General features: G+C 73.4%; 2 protein-coding genes. Both read left to right on the plus strand.

Going from position 1 to position 20,606, the window contains the following annotated elements; genetic code table 11:
• Position 1 precedes the first annotated feature (1 nt).
• The gene (locus ACGFNU_RS50525; RefSeq protein WP_392604120.1) at positions 2-11,467 is read left to right on the plus strand and encodes an SDR family NAD(P)-dependent oxidoreductase; all 11,466 of its coding nucleotides are present in this window, start codon (positions 2-4) and stop codon (positions 11,465-11,467) included.
• Positions 11,467-20,606: SDR family NAD(P)-dependent oxidoreductase (locus tag ACGFNU_RS50530; RefSeq protein WP_392604122.1), on the plus strand; the 9,140-nt coding region annotated here is incomplete at its 3' end. The genes ACGFNU_RS50525 and ACGFNU_RS50530, both read left to right, overlap by 1 nt.

The raw sequence follows: 20,606 nt of genomic DNA on the forward strand, positions 1-20,606 counted from the left end.
AATGGTCAGCGAAGAGAAGCTGGTCGATTACCTGCGGCGGGTCACCACCGACCTGCACGACACGCGGCGGCGGCTGCGCGAGGTCGAGGAGCGGGACGCCGAGCCCATGGCCGTGGTCTCGATGGCGTGCCGTTTCCCCGGCGGGGTGGACTCGCCTGAGAAGCTCTGGGAGCTGATCGCCTCCGGCGGTGAGGTGATCAGCGAGTTCCCCGGCGATCGCGGCTGGGACCTCGACCGGTTGTTCCACTCCGACCCCGGCCACCCCGGCACGAGCATCGCCCGCGCCGGCGGCTTCCTTGACGACGCCGCCCTGTTCGACCCCGAGTTCTTCGGCATCAGCCCGCGCGAGGCTCTGACGCTCGATCCCCAGCAACGCAAGCTGCTGGAGGTGTCATGGGAAGTGCTGGAGCGGGCGGGCATCGACCCGGTCTCGCTGAAGGGAAGCCGGACCGGCGTCTATGCCGGGACCGCGCTTCCCGGCTTCGGCACGCCGCACGCGGACCGGAGCGCCGAGGGCTACCTGATCACCGGCAACGCCCCGAGCGTCCTCTCGGGCCGCGTGGCCTACACGCTCGGCCTGGAGGGGCCCGCGGTGACGATCGACACCGCGTGTTCGTCCTCGCTGGTCGCGATCCACCTCGCGTGCACCGCCCTCCGGCGGAACGAGTGCGCGCTGGCGCTGGCGGGCGGAGTCACGGTGATGGCCCTGCCGAACGTGTTCGTCGAGTTCTCGCGGCAGCGCGGGCTCGCGCCCGACGGCCGGTGCAAGCCGTTCTCGGCCGGGGCCGACGGCACCGGCTTCGCCGAGGGCGTCGGGCTGGTGCTGCTGGAACGCCTGTCGGACGCGCTCGCGGAAGGCCACGACGTGCTCGCGGTGATCCGTGGTTCGGCGATCAATCAGGACGGGGCCAGCAACGGCCTCACCGCCCCGAACGGCCCCGCGCAGCAGCGCGTGATCCGGCAGGCGCTGGAGTCCGCGCGGCTGTCGGCGGCCGACGTGGACGCGGTGGAGGCGCACGGCACCGGTACCCGGCTGGGCGACCCGATCGAGGCGCGGGCCCTGCTGGCCGCCTACGGGCAGGATCGCGACGTCGGCCGTCCACTGTGGCTCGGCGCGGTCAAGTCCAACCTCGGCCACACCCAGGGCGCGGCGGGCGTGGCCGGCCTACTGAAGATGATCATGGCGTTGCGGCACGAGCGGCTGCCCGCGACCCTCCACGCCGACCGGCCCACCCCCGACGTGGACTGGGCGGGCGATGCCGTCCGGCTGCTCACCGAGCCGGTCCCGTGGCCGCGCGAAGAGCGCTCGCGGCGGGCCGCCGTGTCGTCCTTCGGCATCTCCGGCACGAACGCGCACCTGATTCTCGAGGAGCCACCGCCTCCGGTGGAGTCCGCGCCTCCGCCGGAGGAGCCCGCACCGCCGGCGGCCGCGCCCCGGATCGTGGCATGGCCGCTGTCGGGCCGTACCCCGCAGGCGCTGACGGCTCAGGCGAAGGCGCTGGCCGAGCACGTGGCCGCGCACCCCGAGGCCGCCATCGCCGACGTCAGCCGGTCGCTGGCCACCACGCGCACGTCGTTCGAACACCGGGCGGTCCTGCTCGGCACCGACCGTGCCGAGCTGCTCGCGGGGCTGTCCGCCCTGGCGGACGGCCCCGGGCCGGTGCGCGACGGCGACACGGCGATCCTGTTCACCGGGCAGGGCAGCCAGCGTCCCGGCATGGGCCGCGAGCTGTATCACGAGCACCGGGCGTTCGCCGAGGCCTTCGACGAGATCGACGCGCACCTGGACCCGCTGCTCGGCCGCTCGCTCCGCGACCTGGTCCTCACCTCGGACGACGCCGGCGAGCTGGACCGGACGGAGGTCACCCAGGCCGCGCTCTTCGCGCTCGAGGTCTCGCTGTTCCGGCTGGTCGAGTCGTTCGGGCTCGTCCCCGGCCACCTGACCGGCCACTCGGTGGGCGAGCTCGTCGCGGCACACGTCGCCGGAGTCCTGTCGCTGCCCGACGCCTGCGCGCTGGTCGCCGCGCGCGGGAAGCTCATGCAGGCACTGCCGCCGGGCGGCGCGATGGTCGCCGTCCAGGCCGCCGAGGCGGAGGTGCTCCCGTTGCTCGCGGGACGTGCGGACCGCGTCTCGCTCGCCGCCGTCAACGGTCCGGCGGCCGTGGTCGTGTCCGGTGCGGAACGCGACGTCGAGGAGGTGGCGGACCGCCTGCGGGCCACGGGACACAAGGCCCGGCGGCTGCGGGTCAGCCACGCGTTCCACTCGCCGCTGCTCGACCCGATGCTCGACGACTTCCGTGAGGTCGCCCATGGCCTGTCCTATGGCTCGCCGCGCCTCCCGGTGATCTCCAACCTCACCGGCGAGGTCGCCGGGGCGGACCAGCTGGGCGACCCGGAGTACTGGGTACGGCACGCCCGCGAACCGGTCCGGTTCGCCGACGGCCTGCGCACCCTGCGTGCCGAAGGGGTGGTCCGCCACCTCGAACTCGGCCCGGCTCCCGTGCTCACGGCCATGGCGAGGGACTGCCTGGAGGACGGCGTGTTCGCCGCGGCCCTGCGCAAGGACCGTCCCGAGACCCGTACGTTCCTCACCGCCCTGGCGGACCTGTACGTCGACGGCGCGCCGGTGGACTTCGCCGCCGCCCTGCCGCCCGGCGGGCGCACGATCCCGCTGCCGACGTACCGGTTCCAGCGACGGAGCTACTGGCGGCCGATCCCGGACACCGTCGTGGGCGACTCCGGTGGCGTCGGCCCGGCGGACCACCCGCTCCTGCGGATCATGGTCGAGGCCGCCACCGGGGAACTGCTGCTCACGGGCCACCTGTCCCTGCGCGCGCACGGCTGGCTGGCCGATCACGAGATCGCCGGTGCCGTGCCGCTGCCCGCCACCGCCTTCCTCGAACTGGCCCTGGCCGCCGCGAACCAGGCGGGCTGCGACCTGATAGACGACCTGACCTTGGAGGCACCGCTCCTGCTGCCGCCATCGGGAGGTGTCGATGTCCAGGTCACGGTCGCGGCCCCCGACGAGGCGGGCCGGCGACCGGTCGCGATCCATTCGCGCGGCACCGGCGAGGACGACTGGATCCGTCACGCCGCCGGGACGTTCGCATCGCAGGCCGGTGAGACGGCCGGTGAGACGGCGCCTGCCGATTCGGCGGCCTGGCCACCGCCCGGTGCCGCCGAGGTCGACGTCGATGAGCTCTACTCGCGCCTCGCCGACCGGGGCTACCGCTATGGGCCCGCCTTCCGGGGGGTGCGGGCCGCGTGGCGGCTCGGCGACGACCTTTTCGCGGAGGTGCGGCCCGGCTCGGAGCAGGCCGGCGACACGCGGGCCTACGTCGTTCACCCGGCACTGCTCGACGGCGCGCTCCACGCGATCGACGAGGTCTACCGGGAGGACGGCCCGGCCGTGCGGCTGCCGTACTCGTTCAGCGGCGTGCGCGTGCGCGCACCGGGCCTCTCCCGGCTGCGCGTCCAGATCAGGTCCGCCGGCGCCGACGCGTTCGGTCTGGTCCTGACCGGTCAGGACGGCGCTCCGGCCCTGACCATCGACGCCTTGGCCCTCCGGGCCGTTTCCGCCGATCGCTGGCGCGGCGCCCACGCGGCGGCCGGCGAATCCGCGTATCGCCTGACCTGGCAGCCGCTGAACGCCGAGCCCGGGGCTCCGGCCGGGGACTGGGCGGTGATCGGGCCGGACGGCCTCGGCCTGGAGGGCGTTCCCGTCCATCCCGACCTCTCCGCGCTGCGATCGGCTCCCGACGTGGTCATCGTGACCTGCCCGGACGGACCGGCCGGCGGCGATGTGCCGGAACGGGCCTCCGCCGTCACCGGCCACGTGCTCGCGGTGCTCCAGGACTGGCTGTCCGACGAGCGGTTCGCGACCGGCCGTCTCGTGATCGTGACCTCCGGCGACCTGGTGACCGCACCCGTTCAGGGCCTGGTTCGCGCGGCGCAGGCCGAACACCCCGGCCGGATCGCCCTCCTCGACCTCGACGGAGACACCGAGCCCGGCGCCCTGCGGGCCGCCCTCGCCGCCGCGGAGCCGCAGGCGGCCGTCCGTGACGGGGACGTCGTGGTCCCACGCCTGGTCAAGTCCCGGATCGAGGGCCTGGACGAGGCCGCACGCCCGTTCGACCTGGACGGCACCGTCCTCATCACCGGCGGGACCGGGACGCTCGGCCGCCTGGTCGCCCGGCATCTGGTGACCGCGCATGGAGCGCGGCACCTGCTGCTGGTCAGCCGGAGCGGCGGCCCGGCCGGGCTGGACGACCTGGACGCCGACGTCCGCGTCGCCTCGTGCGACGTCGCCGACCCCGAGGCGCTGTCGGCCCTGCTCGCGTCGATTCCCGCCGAGCACCCGCTGACCGCCGTGGTCCATGCCGCCGGAGTCGTCGACGACGGCGTCGTCACGTCGCTCACCGGGTCGCGTCTGGAGGGCGTCCTCGCGCCCAAGGTGGCCGGGGCCTGGCATCTGCACCGCCTGACCAGGGACAAGGGCCTCGGGGCGTTCGTGCTGTTCTCCTCGGCCGCCGGTGTCCTCGGCAGTGCCGGTCAGGGCGGCTACGCCGCGGCGAACACGTTCCTGGACGCCCTGGCCGAGCACCGCCGCGCCGAGGGCCTGCCCGCGGTCTCGCTCGCCTGGGGGCCCTGGGCGGCCGACGGAGGAATGGCCGCCGCTCTCGCCGGGAGGGACGCGGCCCGCATCGCCCGTTCCGGAGTCGTCCCGACCACTCCAGAACAGGGGCTCGCGACGCTCGACGCGGCACTTTCCATGGCGGAGCCCACGCTGGTGCCGGTCCGGCTCGACCACGCGGCGTTGCGAAAGCAGGCCACGGCCGGGGCTCTGCCGCCGGTTCTGCGCGGTCTGGTCCGCACGCCTTCGGCTTCCGCGCCGGGGCCATGGCGGGAGCGTCTCGCGGCGCTCCCGGAAGCCGAACGGGACCGGGCCCTCCGCGCGCTCGTCCGGGAGCGGGTCGCCGCCGTCCTCGCGCACCCGGATCCGGAGGACATCGACCTCAGCCGGGCCTTCCAGGATCTCGGTTTCGACTCCCTCACCGCCGTGGAGCTCCGGGCCGGCCTCGGCGCGGCGAGCGGCGTCACGCTGCCCAGCACGGTCGTCTTCGACCACCCGACGCCCGAGGCGCTCATCGACCACCTGCGGGGGGAACTACTCGGCGAGGGGACGGACGGATCACTTCCCATGCCCGCGGACCGCCCGGCCGGCGACGACCCGATCGCGATCGTGGGGATGGCGTGCCGGTATCCGGGTGGTGTGGCTTCGCCGGAGGAGCTGTGGGACCTGGTCGCCGCCGGGGGCGACGCGGTCGGAGAGTTTCCCGCCGACCGGGGCTGGGATCTGTCGACGCTGTTCGACGCCGATCCCGACCGTGCGGGTCACAGCTATGTGCGTTCGGGCGGGTTTCTCTATGACGCCGACCTGTTCGACGCGGGGTTCTTCGGGATCAGCCCGCGTGAGGCCGTGGCGATGGACCCGCAGCAGCGCCTGCTGCTGGAGACCGCGTGGCAGGCGTTCGAACGGGCGGGCATCGACCCGGCGACGCTGCGCGGCAGCCAGACCGGCGTGATCACCGGAATCATGTACGACGACTACGGGAGCCGCTTCCTGGGCCGGATCCCGGCGGAGGTCGAGGGCCGGCTCATGCCCGGCAGCCTGCCGAGCGTCGCGTCGGGCCGGGTGGCGTACACGTTCGGCCTCGAGGGGCCGACGATGACGGTCGACACGGCGTGTTCGTCGTCGCTGGTGGCGATGCATCTGGCGTGCCAGTCGCTGCGGCAGGGGGAGTGCTCGCTGGCGCTGGCGGGCGGCGCCACGGTGATGGCCACCCCGAACACCTTCGTGGAGTTCTCCCGGCAGCGAGGCGTGTCACCGGACGGCCGGTGCAAGGCGTTCTCGGCGGCGGCCGACGGCACCGGCTGGGCCGAGGGCGTCGGCCTGGTGGTGCTGGAGCGGCTGTCGGACGCGCGGCGCAACGGGCACCGGGTGCTGGCGGTGGTGCGCGGGTCGGCGGTCAACCAGGACGGCGCGAGCAACGGTCTGACCGCGCCGAACGGCCCCTCTCAGGAACGCGTCATCCGGGGCGCGCTCGCAGGCGCCGGTCTGACCGCGGCCGACGTCGACGTGATCGAGGCGCACGGCACGGGAACCACCCTGGGCGATCCGATCGAGGCGAACGCGCTGCTGGCGACGTACGGGCAGGGGCGCCCGGACGATCGTCCGGCGTGGCTTGGGACGGTCAAGTCGAACATCGGGCACACGCAGGCGGCCGCCGGTGTCGCGGGTGTGATCAAGATGGTGATGGCGTTGCGGCATGGGCTGCTGCCCGCGACGTTGCATGTCGATGAGCCGTCGTCGCATGTGGACTGGTCGGCGGGTGAGGTCCGGCTGCTGACCGAGGCGGTGGACTGGCCGGAGAACGGCCGCCCGCGCCGCGCCGGCGTCTCCTCCTTCGGTTTCTCGGGCACCAACGCTCATCTGATCCTCGAAGAGCCTCCCGAACCGGATCCGGGACGAGCCGGCGAGGGCGTCGAGGGCGTCGCGCCATGGGTCGTCTCGGCCTCCACCGAGGAGGCTCTGCGCGGACAGGCTCGGGCGCTCGCCGCGCACCTGACCGCCCACCCCGAGTTGTCGCCGATCGAGGTCGGCTGGTCTCTCGTCAGGACGCGTTCGGTGTTCGAGCATCGTGCCGTGGTCGTGGGTGCGGATCCGGCGCGGGGCTTGGCGGCGCTCGCCCAGGGTGTGGCCCATCCGGACGTGGTGACCGGGATGGTCAAGGATCCTGGGTCTGGTCCGGTGCTGGTGTTTCCGGGTCAGGGTTCGCAGTGGGCCGGGATGGGTGCGCGGCTGTTGGAGGAGTCGCCGGTGTTCGCCGCGCGGATGGCCGAGTGCGAACAAGCCCTCAACCCGCACGTGGACTGGTCGCTCTCCGAGGTGATCTGCGGCGATGGCACCGAGCTGTCGCGGGTGGATGTTGTCCAGCCCGTGCTGTGGGCGGTCATGGTCTCCCTGGCGGCCGTCTGGGCCGACCACGGCGTTGTGCCTTCGGCGGTGATCGGGCACAGCCAGGGCGAGATCGCCGCGGCCTGTGTGGCCGGTGCCCTGACCATCGACGATGCCGCCAAGGTCGTGGCCGTGCGGAGCAAGGCTCTGCGACGGCTCTCGGGGCAGGGCGCGATGGCCTCGCTGGGTGTCGGCGAGGAGCGGGCGGCGCAGTTGCTCACCGATGCGCCGGACGTCGCTGTCGCGGCGGTGAACGGTCCGGTGTCGATGGTGGTGTCGGGTCCGCCCGGACAGGTGGCGGCGGTGGTGGCGGTGGCTCGGGAGCAGGGGTTGCGTGCGCGGATGATCGAGGTGGATTACGCCTCGCACGGCCCGCAGGTCGATCAGATCGCGGGCGAGTTGATCGAGGCCTTGGCGGGCATCGTCCCGGCCAAGTGCGGCGTGGCGTTCTACTCGACCGTCACCGGCGCCCGGGCCGACGGCACCACGCTTGATGCCGATTACTGGGTCACCAACCTGCGCCAACCCGTCCGCTTCGCCGACACCGTCAAGACACTCCTTGACGACGGCCACCGAACCTTCATCGAAACCAGCCCGCATCCGAGTCTGGTGCCAGGAATCGAAGAGTGCCTCGATGAGACCGACGTGCAGGCCGTCGTGCTCCCGACGCTGCGCCGCGATCACGGCGACCTGCAGCAGATCACCCGTTCCGCCGGTGCGGCGTTCACCGCAGGCGTCGGCATCGACTGGACCCGCTGGTTCCCCACCGACCCCGCACCCTCCCTCGTCGACCTGCCCACCTACCCCTTCCAACGCGAGAGCTACTGGCTGTCGGCCGGCGACCCGGCGGTGCGGGTCGACGATCTCGGACAGGCATCCACCGGCCATCCGGTGCTCGGTGCCGTCGTGGAGCACGCCGCGGGCGACGGCTGCGTCCTCACCGGGCAGATCTCGCGGCGAAGACCACCCTGGCTCGTCGACCACACGGTCGCGGGCACCGTGCTGGTCCCGGGCGCGGCACAGCTGGAATGGGCCCTGCGGGCCGCCGACGCGGCCGGCTGCTCCGGTGTCGAAGAACTCGTCCTCCACGCGCCTCTGGTCGTCCCGGGGGAGGGCGCACTGAACGTCCAGGTCGCGGTCGGCGCCGCGGACGACGGCGGACGCCGTGAGGTGAACGTGTACTCCCGTGCCGACCACGACACCGCGTGGGCCTGTCATGCGACCGGCGTACTCGGCGCGGAACCGCCCGGCGAGGCCGGGCCGCCGGCCGGCGCCTGGCCGCCGGCCGGAGCCGAGCCCGTGGACACCGCCGGATTCTACCGTGACACCGCGGACGCCGGGTACGGCTATGGCCCCGCCTTTCAGTGCGTACGGGCGGTGTGGCGGCAGGGCGCCGACGTGCTCGCCGAGCTCGAGCTGCCCGAGGTCGTCCGGGACCGGGACGGATTCGGCGTCCACCCCGCGCTGCTGGACGCCGCGCTGCACCCGCTCCTTCTGATCGGCGACTTCCGCGACGGGCGGGTCTGGCTCCCGTTCACCTGGACCGGGGTGACGCTGCACGCCGTGGGCGCCGTGTCCGTCCGCGTCCGACTGTCACCGCTGGGCGAGGGACTCGACCAGGGCGTGCGGGTGAGCGTCACCGACACGGCGGGCGCCCCCGTGCTGGAGGTGGACTCGGTCGCCCTCCGGCAGGCCGGCGACCGCCGGCTCCGGGCGGCTGGACCGCGCGGCACCGGCGACGTGTTCGCCGTCGAGTGGGTGCCGGCTCCGGACGTCGGCGATCCCATGGCGGACGACTGCGAGTCCGTCGAGGCGGCGACGGCCGAGGAGGCGTTGGCGCGGGTGAAGGACTGGCTGGCCGGACCGGCCCCGGCGGACCGGCGGCTGGCGATCGTCACCCGCGGCGCGGTGGCGGCCGACCCGGACCCGGATGCCGCGGCGGTCTGGGGTCTGGTGCGAAGTGCCCAGGCCGAGCAGCCGGACCGGCTGGTGCTGGTGGACGTCGACGAGGACGAGGACCTCGACGCCTGTGTCGGGATCGCGCTGCGGTCAGGCGAACCGCAGGTGGCCGTCCGGAACGGCAAGCCGCTCGTCCCGCGCCTGGCCCGGTGCGGCGCGCCGCGGGCGCTGGCGGGCCCGGCCGGGGAACCCGCCTGGCGACTCGGCATGACCGGACCGGCGGCCACGCTGGACGGCATCTCGGCGGTCGCCTGCCCGGAGGCGCTGGCGCCGCTCGGGGAGGGCCAGGTGCGGGTCGAGGTCCACGCCGCGGGCGTGAACTTCCGGGACGTACTGATCGCCTTGGGCATGTACCCCGACGCCGACGGGGTCTTCCACGGCACCGAGGGCGCGGGCGTGGTGCTCGAAGCAGGACCCGGTGTCGCCGGGGTGGCCGTGGGAGACCGGGTGATGGGCGTCTTCGACGGTGCCTTCGGCCCGGTGGCGGTGGCGGACGCCCGGATGGTGGTCGGGATCCCGGCGGGCTGGGGATTCGATGCCGCGGCCGGGGTGCCGGTGGCGTTCTTGACGGCCTGGTACGGGCTGGTGGAGCTGGCGGGTCTGGAAGCCGGGGAATCGGTGCTGGTGCATTCGGCGACGGGCGGCGTGGGAATGGCCGCCGTGCAGATCGCGCGGCATCTGGGCGCCGAGGTGTTCGCGACGGCCGGCCCGGCCAAGCATGCGGTTCTCGAACGGATGGGGATCGACGCCGGGCACCGTGCGTCCTCGCGTGACCTGGAGTTCGAGCGGGTGTTCCGGGAGGCGACGGACTCCCGGGGCGTCGACGTGGTGCTGAACAGTCTGGCGGGGGAGTTCACCGACGCGTCGTTCCGGTCGCTGGCGGAGGGCGGCCGGTTCGTGGAGATGGGCAAGACCGATGTCCGGTCCGACCCGGGCGTGCGGTACCGGGCGTTCGACCTGGTGCCCGACGCGGGCCCGGATCTGATCCGGACCATGCTGGGCCGGTTGCGGCAGCTGTTCGACGAAGGGGCGCTGGAGCCGTTGCCGGTCGGCTCGTGGCCGCTCGGGCGGGCGCGTGAGGCGTTGCGGACGATGAGCGGGGCGCGGCACGTCGGCAAGGTCGTGCTGGACGTCCCGGCCGCGTTCGACCCCGACGGCACGGTGCTGATCACCGGTGGCACCGGTGCCCTGGGCGGGCTGATCGCCGAGCACATGATCCAGGCCTGGGGGGCGCGGCACGTGCTGCTGGCCGGCCGCCGTGGCCCGGACGCACCGGAAGCCCGGGAACTCCTGCGCCGGCTGGACGCCGATGTGACGGTGGTGGCCGCCGACGTGACCGATGCCGACGCCGTGACGAGACTGGTCGAGGGCATCGACCCCGGGCATCCGCTGACCGGGGTGGTCCACGCCGCCGGTGTGATCGATGACGGTCTGGTCGGCGACATGGACGCCCGCCGGCTTCGACGGGTGTGGGAGCCCAAGGCCAAGGGCCTCGCCAACCTGCACGCCGCGACCGCGAACACCCGGCTCGGCTTCTTCGTGGTGTTCTCCTCGGCGGCCGCGACCCTGGGCAGCCCGGGGCAGGCCAACTACGCGGCGGCGAACGCCTACTGCGACGCGCTCATCGCTCAGCGGCGCGCCGCCGGGCTGCCCGGGCAGTCGATCGCCTGGGGACTGTGGGAGCACGCCAGCGGCATGACCGGCCACCTCACCGCCGCCGACCTCGGCCGCCTGCGGCGCAGCGGGTTCGCCCCGCTCGGCGACGAGCAGGGCACCGCGCTCCTCGACATCGCCGGCGAGGAGGGCGGAGCCCACGTGGTGGCGATGAACCTCGATCCGCGCGCGCTGGCCGGACAGCCGGCCGAGGCGGTGCCCGCCATGCTCCGGACGCTGGTGAGCACGGCCGCGGGCCGCGGACGGCGAGCCGCGTCCGGACCCGGTGAGACGTCCACCGACCTGAAGGGCCGGCTGGCCGGAATGCGCGACGCCGAGCGGCGCACCGCGCTGCTGAACCTCGTGAGCTCGCAGGCCGCCGCGGTGCTCGGCCACCGCGACGCGGGTGAGGTCCGCGCGAACGCCTCCTTCAAGGAGCTCGGCTTCGACTCCCTCACCGTGGTCGAACTGCGCAACCGGCTGTCGGCCGCCACCGGCCTGCGCCTGCCCGCGGCCGTCGTCTTCAACTATCCGCAGGCGACCCTGCTCGCCGACCACCTGCTGGACCTGCTGGACCTCGGCGGCACGGCGGCGCCGGCCGCCGACGCCGTCGAGCCGCTCCTCGGCGACCTGGGCCGGGTCGAGAGCGAGCTCGGCGCGCTCGCCCTGGATCAGGCGTCGCGGGAGCGGGTCGTCCGCAGGTTGCGGGGGCTGCTCGCGAGCCTGGACGGCGAACGGGTCGTCCCGGCGACGGCCGCCGACGTCGAGGCCGCGTCGGACACCGAGATGTTCGCGCTCATCGACCGGAAACTGCGATCGTCAGGGAACGAGGATTGATGTCGGGCACGGAAGAGAAGCTGCGGCAGTATCTCAAGCGGGTGACGGTCGAACTCGGGGAGACCCAGGAACGCCTGGCGGAGATGGAGGAACGCCACCGGGAGCCGATGGCCGTGGTGGGCATGGCCTGCCGCTTCCCCGGTGGCGTCGACTCGCCCGAGGACCTGTGGGATCTCGTGGCGGCGGGCCGGGACGCCATCTCGGGATTCCCCGCGAACCGCGGCTGGGATCTCGAAGCGCTCTATCACCCCGATCCCGATCACCCGGGGACGAGCTACGCGCGAGAAGGCGGCTTCCTCGACGGCGCGGACCTGTTCGACGAAACGTTCTTCGGTGTCAGCCCACGCGAGGCGGCCGCGATGGAGCCGCAGCAGCGCGTGCTCCTGGAGACCTCGTGGCAGGCCTTCGAACGGGCGGGCATCGACCCGGTATCGCTGCGGGCCACCCCGACCGGCGTCTTCATCGGCGCGGGCCTGCCCGGCTTCGGCACGCCCCACGCCGACGAGCGGTCCGAGGGCTACCTGCTGACCGGCAACGCCCTCAGCGTGCTGTCGGGCCGGGTGGCGTACACGCTCGGTCTGGAGGGGCCGGCCGTGACGGTGGACACGGCGTGTTCGTCGTCGCTGGTGGCGATGCATCTGGCGTGCCAGTCGCTGCGGCAGGGAGAGTGCTCGCTTGCGCTCGCCGGCGGTGTGACCGTCCTGAGCACGCCCGGCGGATTCACCGAGTTCTCGCGGCAGCGGGGCCTGTCGCCCGACGGCCGGTGCAAGTCCTTCGCGACGGCGGCCGACGGCACCGGCTTCGCCGAGGGTGTGGGGCTGGTGGTGCTGGAGCGGCTGCCGGACGCGCGGCGCAACGGGCACCGGGTGCTGGCGGTGGTGCGCGGGTCGGCGGTCAATCAGGACGGCGCGAGCAACGGTCTGACCGCGCCGAACGGCCCGGCCCAGGAGCGGGTGATCCGCGCGGCGCTGACCAGCGCCGGCCTGTCGGCCGCGGAGGTCGACGCGGTCGAGGCGCACGGCACGGGCACGACGCTGGGCGATCCGATCGAGGCCGGCGCGCTGCTGGCCACCTACGGGCAGGGCCGGGACGGCGACCGGCCGTTGTGGCTGGGATCGGTCAAGTCGAACATCGGGCATGCCCAGGGCGCGGCGGGGGCCGCGGGTGTGATCAAGATGGTGATGGCGTTGCGGCATGGGCTGCTGCCCGCGACGTTGCATGTCGATGAGCCGTCGTCGCATGTGGACTGGTCGGCGGGTGAGGTCCGGCTGCTGACCGAGGCGGTGGACTGGCCGGAGAACGGCCGCCCGCGCCGCGCCGGCGTCTCCGCCTTCGGGATGTCCGGCACGAACGCCCACGTGATCCTGGAGCAGGCACAGGAGGCGGACCCGGGGGCCGTGCCTGCGGATCTCCCAGCGATGGCCCCCTGGGTGGTGTCGGCGAGGTCGGCGGAGGCGCTGCGGGAGCAGGCGGGGCGTCTGGCCGGGCACCTGACCGCCCACCCCGAGTTGTCGCCGATCGAGGTCGGCTGGTCTCTCGTCAGGACGCGTTCGGTGTTCGAGCATCGTGCGGTGGTCGTGGGTGCGGATCCGGCGCGGGGCTTGGCGGCGCTCGCCCAGGGTGTGGCGCATCCGGACGTGGTGACCGGGATGGTCAAGGATCCTGGGTCTGGTCCGGTGCTGGTGTTTCCGGGTCAGGGTTCGCAGTGGGCCGGGATGGGTGCGCGGCTGTTGGAGGAGTCGCCGGTGTTCGCCGCGCGGATGGCCGAATGCGAACAGGCCCTCAACCCGCACGTGGACTGGTCGCTCACCGAGGTGATCCGCGGCGACGGCACCGAGCTGTCACGCGTGGACATCGTCCAGCCCGCGCTGTGGGCGGTCATGGTCTCCCTCGCCGCCGTCTGGGCCGACCACGGCGTCGTCCCTTCGGCGGTGATCGGCCACAGCCAAGGCGAGATCGCCGCCGCCTGCGTCGCCGGAGCCCTGACCATCCATGATGCCGCCAAGATCGTCGCCGTACGGAGCAAGGCCCTGCGACGGCTGTCCGGGCAGGGCGCCATGGCCTCACTCGGCGTCGGCGAAGAGCGCGCGGCGCAGTTGCTCACCGACGCACCGGACGTCACCATCGCCGCGATCAACAGCCCCACCTCCACCGTCATCTCCGGCCCACCCGACCAAATCACCACAATCGTCACCACCGCCCAGGACAACGGACTACGAGCCCGAACGATCGACGTGGACTACGCCTCCCACAGCCCCCACATCGACCAAATCACCAACGAACTCACCCAAACACTGACCGACATCACCCCCCTCCACACCGACATCACCTTCCACTCCACCCTCACCGGCACCCAGGCCGACGGCACCACCCTCGACACCGCCTACTGGGTCGACAACCTGCGCCACACCGTCCGCTTCGCCGACGCCGTCAACGCTCTGATCGAGGACGGTCACCGGACCTTCATCGAAACCAGCCCGCACCCCGTGCTGACGATGGGACTGGAGGAGTGCGCCGACGACGCGGGCGTGCAGGCCGTCGTCCTGGGCACACTGCGCCGCGACCAGGGTGGAGACGACGAGCTCGTCCGGGCGCTCGCCGGGGCGTTCACCGCGGGCGTCGACATCGACTGGGCCCGCTGGTTCCCCACCGACCCCGCGCCCTCCCTCGTCGACCTGCCCACCTATGCCTTCCAACGGACGGAGTTCCCGCCGTCGGGCGGCCGCTGCGCCGGTGACCCGGCCGCACTCGGCCTGGCCGAGGTCGATCACCCGATGCTCGGGGCCGCCGTCGAGGCGGCCGAGACGGGTGAACGGCTGCTCACCGGGCGGGTGTCACGGCAGGCGCTCCCCTGGCTGGCGGACCACGAGATCTCGGGATACCCGCTGGTCCCGGGGGCGGCTCTGGTGGACTGGGCGCTCAGGGCGGCCGACGAGACCGGCTGTTCCGGAGTCGACGAGCTCGTCCTCCACGCGCCCACGGTGCTGCCCTCATCGGGCGACCTGACCGTCCAGGTGGCGGTCGGTGAGCCCGCGGGAGACGGGCGGCGCGAGATCCGGATCCACACCCGATCCGGCGACGGCGGCACGTGGGTGCGCCAGGCGAGCGGCTTCCTCGGCGACGTGCCGGTTCGGCCGGCGCCGCAAGGGCACGGGGCGTGGCCGCCGTCCGACGCGGAGCCGGTCGACACCGAACATCTCTACGAAGACGCCGCCGCGGCGGGATATGAGTACGGACCGGCGTTCCAGGGCGTCCGCGCCGTCTGGCGACGTGGCGGCGACCTGTTCGCCGACGTACGGCTGCCGGAGACCGCGGGGGCCGCGGACGGGTTCGCCGTCCACCCCGCCCTGCTGGACGCCGCTCTGCATCCGCTCCTTCCGATGGCCGCGCACGAGGAAGGCACGGCCCTGCTGCCGTTCAGCTGGAGCGGCGTGTCGCTGCACGCCGCCGCGGCGACCTCGATCCGCGTGACGGTGTCTCCGTCGCACGCCGGTCAGGGATTCCGGCTGTCGGCGGCCGACCCGGCCGGCGTGCCGGTCTTCGACGTGGAGGCGATGGCCGTGCGTCCCGCCGGGACGGCGGATATCGCGGCCGCCGCCATGGACGACGCGCACGGACTGTTCGCCCTGGAGTGGACGCCCCATCGGGCGGCGCGGCAGGAGGAGGAGGCGACGGCCGGCGAGTGGCTGGAGCTGGACGATCTGGAGGCGTCACTCGAAGCGGGAGCCACCGCGCCCCCGGTCGTCGTCGCCTCGATCGACGAGGGCGGCGACATCGCGGCGTCCGAACGGGTACTCGCTCTGCTCCAGCGATGGCTCGCCGACCCGCGCCTCGCCGGCTCCCGGCTGGCCCTGGTCACGCGTGGAGCAGTCGCGACCGATGACCCCGACCCGGGCGGCGCGGCGGTCTGGGGGCTGGTCCGCAGCGCCCAGGCGGAGCATCCCGGCCGGTTCACGCTGATCGATGTCGACGGCGAGGCCGATGCCGCGGCGGTCGCCCGGTCGCTGGATCCCGCGGAGCCGCAACTGGCGGTTCGCGCGGGCACGCCTCTGGTGCCGCGGCTCGACCGCGCGGGGACGGCGGAGCGGATCGATCCGTCCGACGCGCTCGACCCGGACGGCACCGTACTGATCGTCGGCGGAACCGGCACCCTCGGCGGGCTGATCGGCGAGCATCTCGTACGCTCCGGACAGGTACGCCACCTGGTGCTGGCGTCCCGGCGCGGCGCGGAGGCCCCCGGCGCGGCGGAACTGCTGTCGCGGCTGACCGAGCTCGGCGCGGACGTCGAGCTCGCCTCACTCGATGTCACCGACGCGGCCGCGGTGCGCGACCTCGTCGGCGGCATCGACCCGGCTCGCCCGCTGACCGGTGTCGTTCATGCCGCCGGGCTGCTCGACGACGCCGTGATCACTTCCCAGACGCCGGCGAAGCTGGCCCGGGTATGGGCCGTGAAGGCCACGGGCGCGGCCAACCTGCACGCTGCGACGGAGCACCTGCCGCTGCGGATGTTCGTCACGTTCTCCTCCGCCGCGGCGCTCCTGGGCAGCCCTGGGCAGGCCAACTACGCCGCCGCGAACGCGTTCTGCGACGCACTGACCCAGGACCGCCGCAGCCGCGGCCTCCCCGGCCTCTCGGTGGCATGGGGCCTGTGGGCCCGATCCAGCGCCATGACCGGCGGCCTCACCGAGGCCGACCTCGCCCGCATGAGGCGCGCGGGGATCACCCCGCTGCCCACGGAGCGGGCACTCGCCCTGTTCGAGGCGGCCCTGCGGTCCGGCCGGTCCTGCGTGGTGGCGGCCGGCCTGGATCCGCGCGCGATCCCGGCGGACGACGTACCGGCGCTTCTGCGGCGTCTGACCGGGCGTACGCGGCGGCGGGCGGCGGGCGACGCGGCCGCCGCCGCGGCGGAGGCGGACGCACTCGCGAGACTGGCGCCCGAGGCGCGCCGCGACGTGCTGACCGGCCTCGTCATGGAACATGCGGCGACGGTGCTGGGGCACGCCTCTCCGGACGCGATGGACGCCGGCGTCTCGTTCAAGGAACTGGGCCTGGACTCGCTGACGGCGGTGCAACTGCGCAACGGGCTGGCCACCGCGACCGGGTCGCGCCTGCCCGCGACGCTGGTGTTCGACTACCCGACACCGCGGGCGCTGGGCGAGCATCTGGCCACCCGGTTCACATCGGCCGAGCCCGCACCGGGCACGACCGCCCCGGCGCGGGTGGCGGCCCGGCCGGACGAGCCGGTGGCGATCGTCTCGATGGCGTGCCGGTATCCCGGCGGCGTGGCCTCACCGGAAGACCTGTGGCGACTGGTCTCCTCGGGGGCGGACGGCATCGGCGATTTCCCCGCCGACCGCGGGTGGGACCTCGGCTCCCTCTACCACCCGGACGCCGACCATCCCGGCACCACCTATGTGCGCCAGGGCGGCTTCCTTCAGGACGCCGCGCTCTTCGACGCCGAGTTCTTCGGCGTCAACCCGCGCGAGGCGCTGGCAGCCGATCCGCAGCAGCGGCTGACGCTGGAGGCCGCCTGGGAGGTGTTCGAGCGGGCGGGCATCCCTCCGGCCGAGCTGAAGGGCACGCCGACGGGCGTGTACACGGGCCTGATGTACCACGACTACGGAACCGGGACGGCCGTGCGCGACGCACACCTCGAAGGCTACGGATGGCTGGCCGGCTCGGGCAGCGTGCTGTCCGGCCGCGTCGCGTTCACCTTCGGCCTGGAGGGACCGGCGGTGACGGTGGACACGGCGTGCTCGTCGTCGCTGGTGGCGATTCATCTGGCCTGCCAGGCGCTGCGCCAGGGCGAGTGCGATCTCGCGCTCGCGGGCGGGGCGTCGGTGATGGCGACGCCCGCCCCCTTCGTCGACTTCGCCAGGCAGCGCGGTCTGGCCCCGGACGGACGGTGCAAGGCGTTCGCGGCGGACGCCGACGGCACGGGCCTGTCCGAGGGCGTCGGCCTGTTGTTGCTGGAACGTCTGTCGGACGCGCGCCGCAACGGTCATCGCGTACTGGCGGTGGTCCGGGGGTCGGCGGTCAACCAGGACGGTGCGAGCAACGGGCTCACCGCGCCCAACGGCCCCGCGCAGGAACGAGTGATCCGGACGGCGCTGGCGTCGGCCGGCATGGGTCCCGCCGACGTGGACGCCGTCGAGGCCCATGGCACCGGCACCGCCCTGGGCGACCCGATCGAGGCGCAGGCGGTGCTGGCGACCTACGGTGCGGACCGGCCCGCCGATCGCCCGCTCCGGCTCGGGTCGATCAAGTCCAACCTCGGCCACACCCAGGCCGCGGCCGGTGTCGCCGGTGTGATCAAGATGGTGCTGGCCATGCGGAACGGCGTCCTGCCGGCCACGTTGCACGTCGATGAGCCGTCGCCGCACGTCGACTGGTCGTCGGGGGCCGTGCGGCTGCTGACCGAGCCCGTCCCGTGGGCCGATGCCGGCCGACCGCGACGTGCCGGGATCTCGTCCTTCGGCGCTTCGGGCACCAACGCGCACGTGATCGTGGAACAGGGGGAGGAACCCGAGCCCGAGCCCTGCCAGCCGGCCGGGGTGGTGCCGTGGGTGGTGTCGGCGCGCGGTGCGGAGGCGTTGCGTGCGCAGGCGACAGGGCTGAAGGAGTTTGTGGCTGAGGCTTCTGAGGTGTCGCTGGTCGAGGTGGGTTGGTCGTTGATCACGTCGCGGTCGCTGTTGGAGCGTCGGCTGGTGGCCATCGGTTCTTCGCGTGAGGAGTTGGTGGCGGGCCTGGATGCCGCCGATTCGGTGGAGCCGGTGAGTGGTGAGGTGGTGTGGCTGTTCAGTGGTCAGGGCAGTCAGCGACCGGGTATGGGTGCGGGTTTGTATGAGCGGTTCCCGGTGTTCGCGGAGGCCTTTGACGAGGTGTGCGGGCTGCTGGATCCGCATCTGGAGCATGGGCTGGCATCGGTCGTCCTGGCCGGGGATCCAGAGGTCCTGGATCACACTATGTATGCGCAGGCGGGGTTGTTCGCGGTGCAGGTCGGTTTGGCGCGGTTGCTGGCCAGTATGGGTGTGCGGCCGGGCGCGGTGGTGGGTCATTCGATCGGGGAGGTGGCTGCGGCGTATGTGGCCGGTGTGTTCGACCTTGCGGATGCGTGCCGGTTGGTGGCTGCGCGGGCGGGGTTGATGGGGGCGCTTCCTGCTGGGGGTGCGATGGTGGCGATTCAGGCGGGAGCGGAAGAGCTGGCCGGAACCCTTCCCGAAGGGGTGAGCATCGCGTCGTTCAATACTGCTGACAGTTCGGTGGTGTCGGGGCCGGAGGACCTGGTCGCCGAGGTGCAGGGGTGGTGGTCGGGGCGGGGGCGCAGGACCAAGCGGTTGTCGGTCAGTCATGCGTTCCATTCGGTGTTGATGGAGCCGATGCTGGATGATTTCGCGGCTGCCATCGCTGGTCTGTCCTTTGGTGATCCGGTGATCTCGCTGGTCAGTACGTTGACTGGTGAACTGGAGGAGAGCGGTATCGCCACGGCTGACTATTGGGTGCGGCAGGTGCGTGAGCCGGTGCGGTTCCATCAGGCCATCACCCAGCTCACCCACCAGACGAAGACCTTCGTGGAACTCGGCCCGGACCCCGTGCTGGCCACGGCCGTCCAGCACATCGCCGAGGACGCGCGAGCACTGGCCGTGCTCGACCACGACCAGCCGGACCCCCTGGCCCTCGGCCGGGCCCTCGCCCGGCTTCACGGCGACGGCATCGACGTCGACTGGACTCCGTGGTTCCCCGACGACCCTCGTCCGGCCGTCGTCGACCTGCCCACCTATGCGTTCCAGCGCGAGCGGTTCTGGCTGAACGGCCGGGACAGGCAGGGCCCGGACTCCGCGCTGGAAGGCGCGGACGGGAGTTACCTCCTCAGCGGGAAGGTCTCCGCGGCCCAAGGGGGATGGCCGGCCGACCATGTCATCGGCGGGACGACCGCACTACCCGGCACCGCCCTGCTCGGATGGGCGCTGCGCGCGGCCGACGAGACCGGCTGCTCCGGGGTGGAGGAACTGACCCTGCGGACACCTCTCGTGCTGCCCCGATCGGGTGAGCTTCCCGTACAGGTGAGGGTCGGGGCGGCCGACGACGGCGGCCGGCGCGACGTGCAGATCTATTCACGGCAGGACACCGAGTGGCTGTGTCACGCGTCCGGCACGCTGACCAGCGAACCCGCGGGCGGCGGGGAGCCGGCGGGCGAGCCATGGCCCCCTGCTGACGCGGTGCCGCTCGACGTGGCGGCCTTCTACGCGGACGCCGCCGCGGCGGGCTACGAGTACGGACCGTCGTTCCAGGGGCTCCGCGCCGCCTGGCGAGACGGCGGGGACCTGCTGGCCGAGGTGGTGCTGCCCGAGGCCGCAGGCGAAGCGGCAGGTCTGGGCCTGCATCCCGCCCTGCTGGACGCGGCCCTGCATCCGCTGCTCGCCGACCAGTTGCACAGCGGCTCGCTCTGGTTGCCGTTCACCTGGAGCGGCGTGGAGCTGCACGCCGTCGACGCCGGCGCGGCTCGCGTCCGGCTGACCCGGGACGGCGATCAGGTGCGGCTCGTGGTGGCGGACACCGCCGGCGCTCTCGTGCTCACCGCGGAGTCGGTTCTCATGCGCCCGGCCGATCCCCGGCGCTTCCGCGGCGCCGCGCGCGGACTGTACTCGCTCGAATGGACCCGGGGCCCCGAGCCCATCGACGCCGTTCAGCAGGCCCTCTCCGTCGTGGAGGTGGGCACGGCGGATGAGGCGTTGCAGGCCGTGCGGGACTGGCTGGCCGGCTCCGGATCCGATGATGACCGGCGGCTCGCGGTGGTCACGCGCGGTGCGGTGGGGGAGTCGCCCGACCCGGACGCGGCGGCGGTGTGGGGTCTGGTGCGCTGCGCCCAGGCGGAGCACCCGGGCCGCTTCGTTCTGATCGATCTCGACGGCGGCACCGACCCCGGCGGTGCGTCCCGGTACGCAGTCGAACCGCAGGTGGCCGTCCGGGACGGCCGGCCGTTCGTGCCGCGTCTGGTGCGTGCCGGCGCGCCACCGGAGCTGACGGCTCCGGTTGGGGAGCGGGCGTGGCGGCTGAGCGCGGCGAACGCGTCGACGCTTGAGGATGTGTCGGTCGCCGCCTGCCCTGAGGTGCTGGAGCCGTTGGAGCCGGGCCGGGT

It is taken from the genome of Spirillospora sp. NPDC048911 (genome assembly GCF_043198015.1).
In the GTDB taxonomy this organism is placed as follows: domain Bacteria; phylum Actinomycetota; class Actinomycetes; order Streptosporangiales; family Streptosporangiaceae; genus Spirillospora.

Coding starts and splice junctions, on each gene's coding strand:
- ACGFNU_RS50525 (WP_392604120.1), top strand. CDS start 2: ATGGTCAGCGAAGAGAAGCTGGTCGATTACCTGCGGCGGGTCACCACC.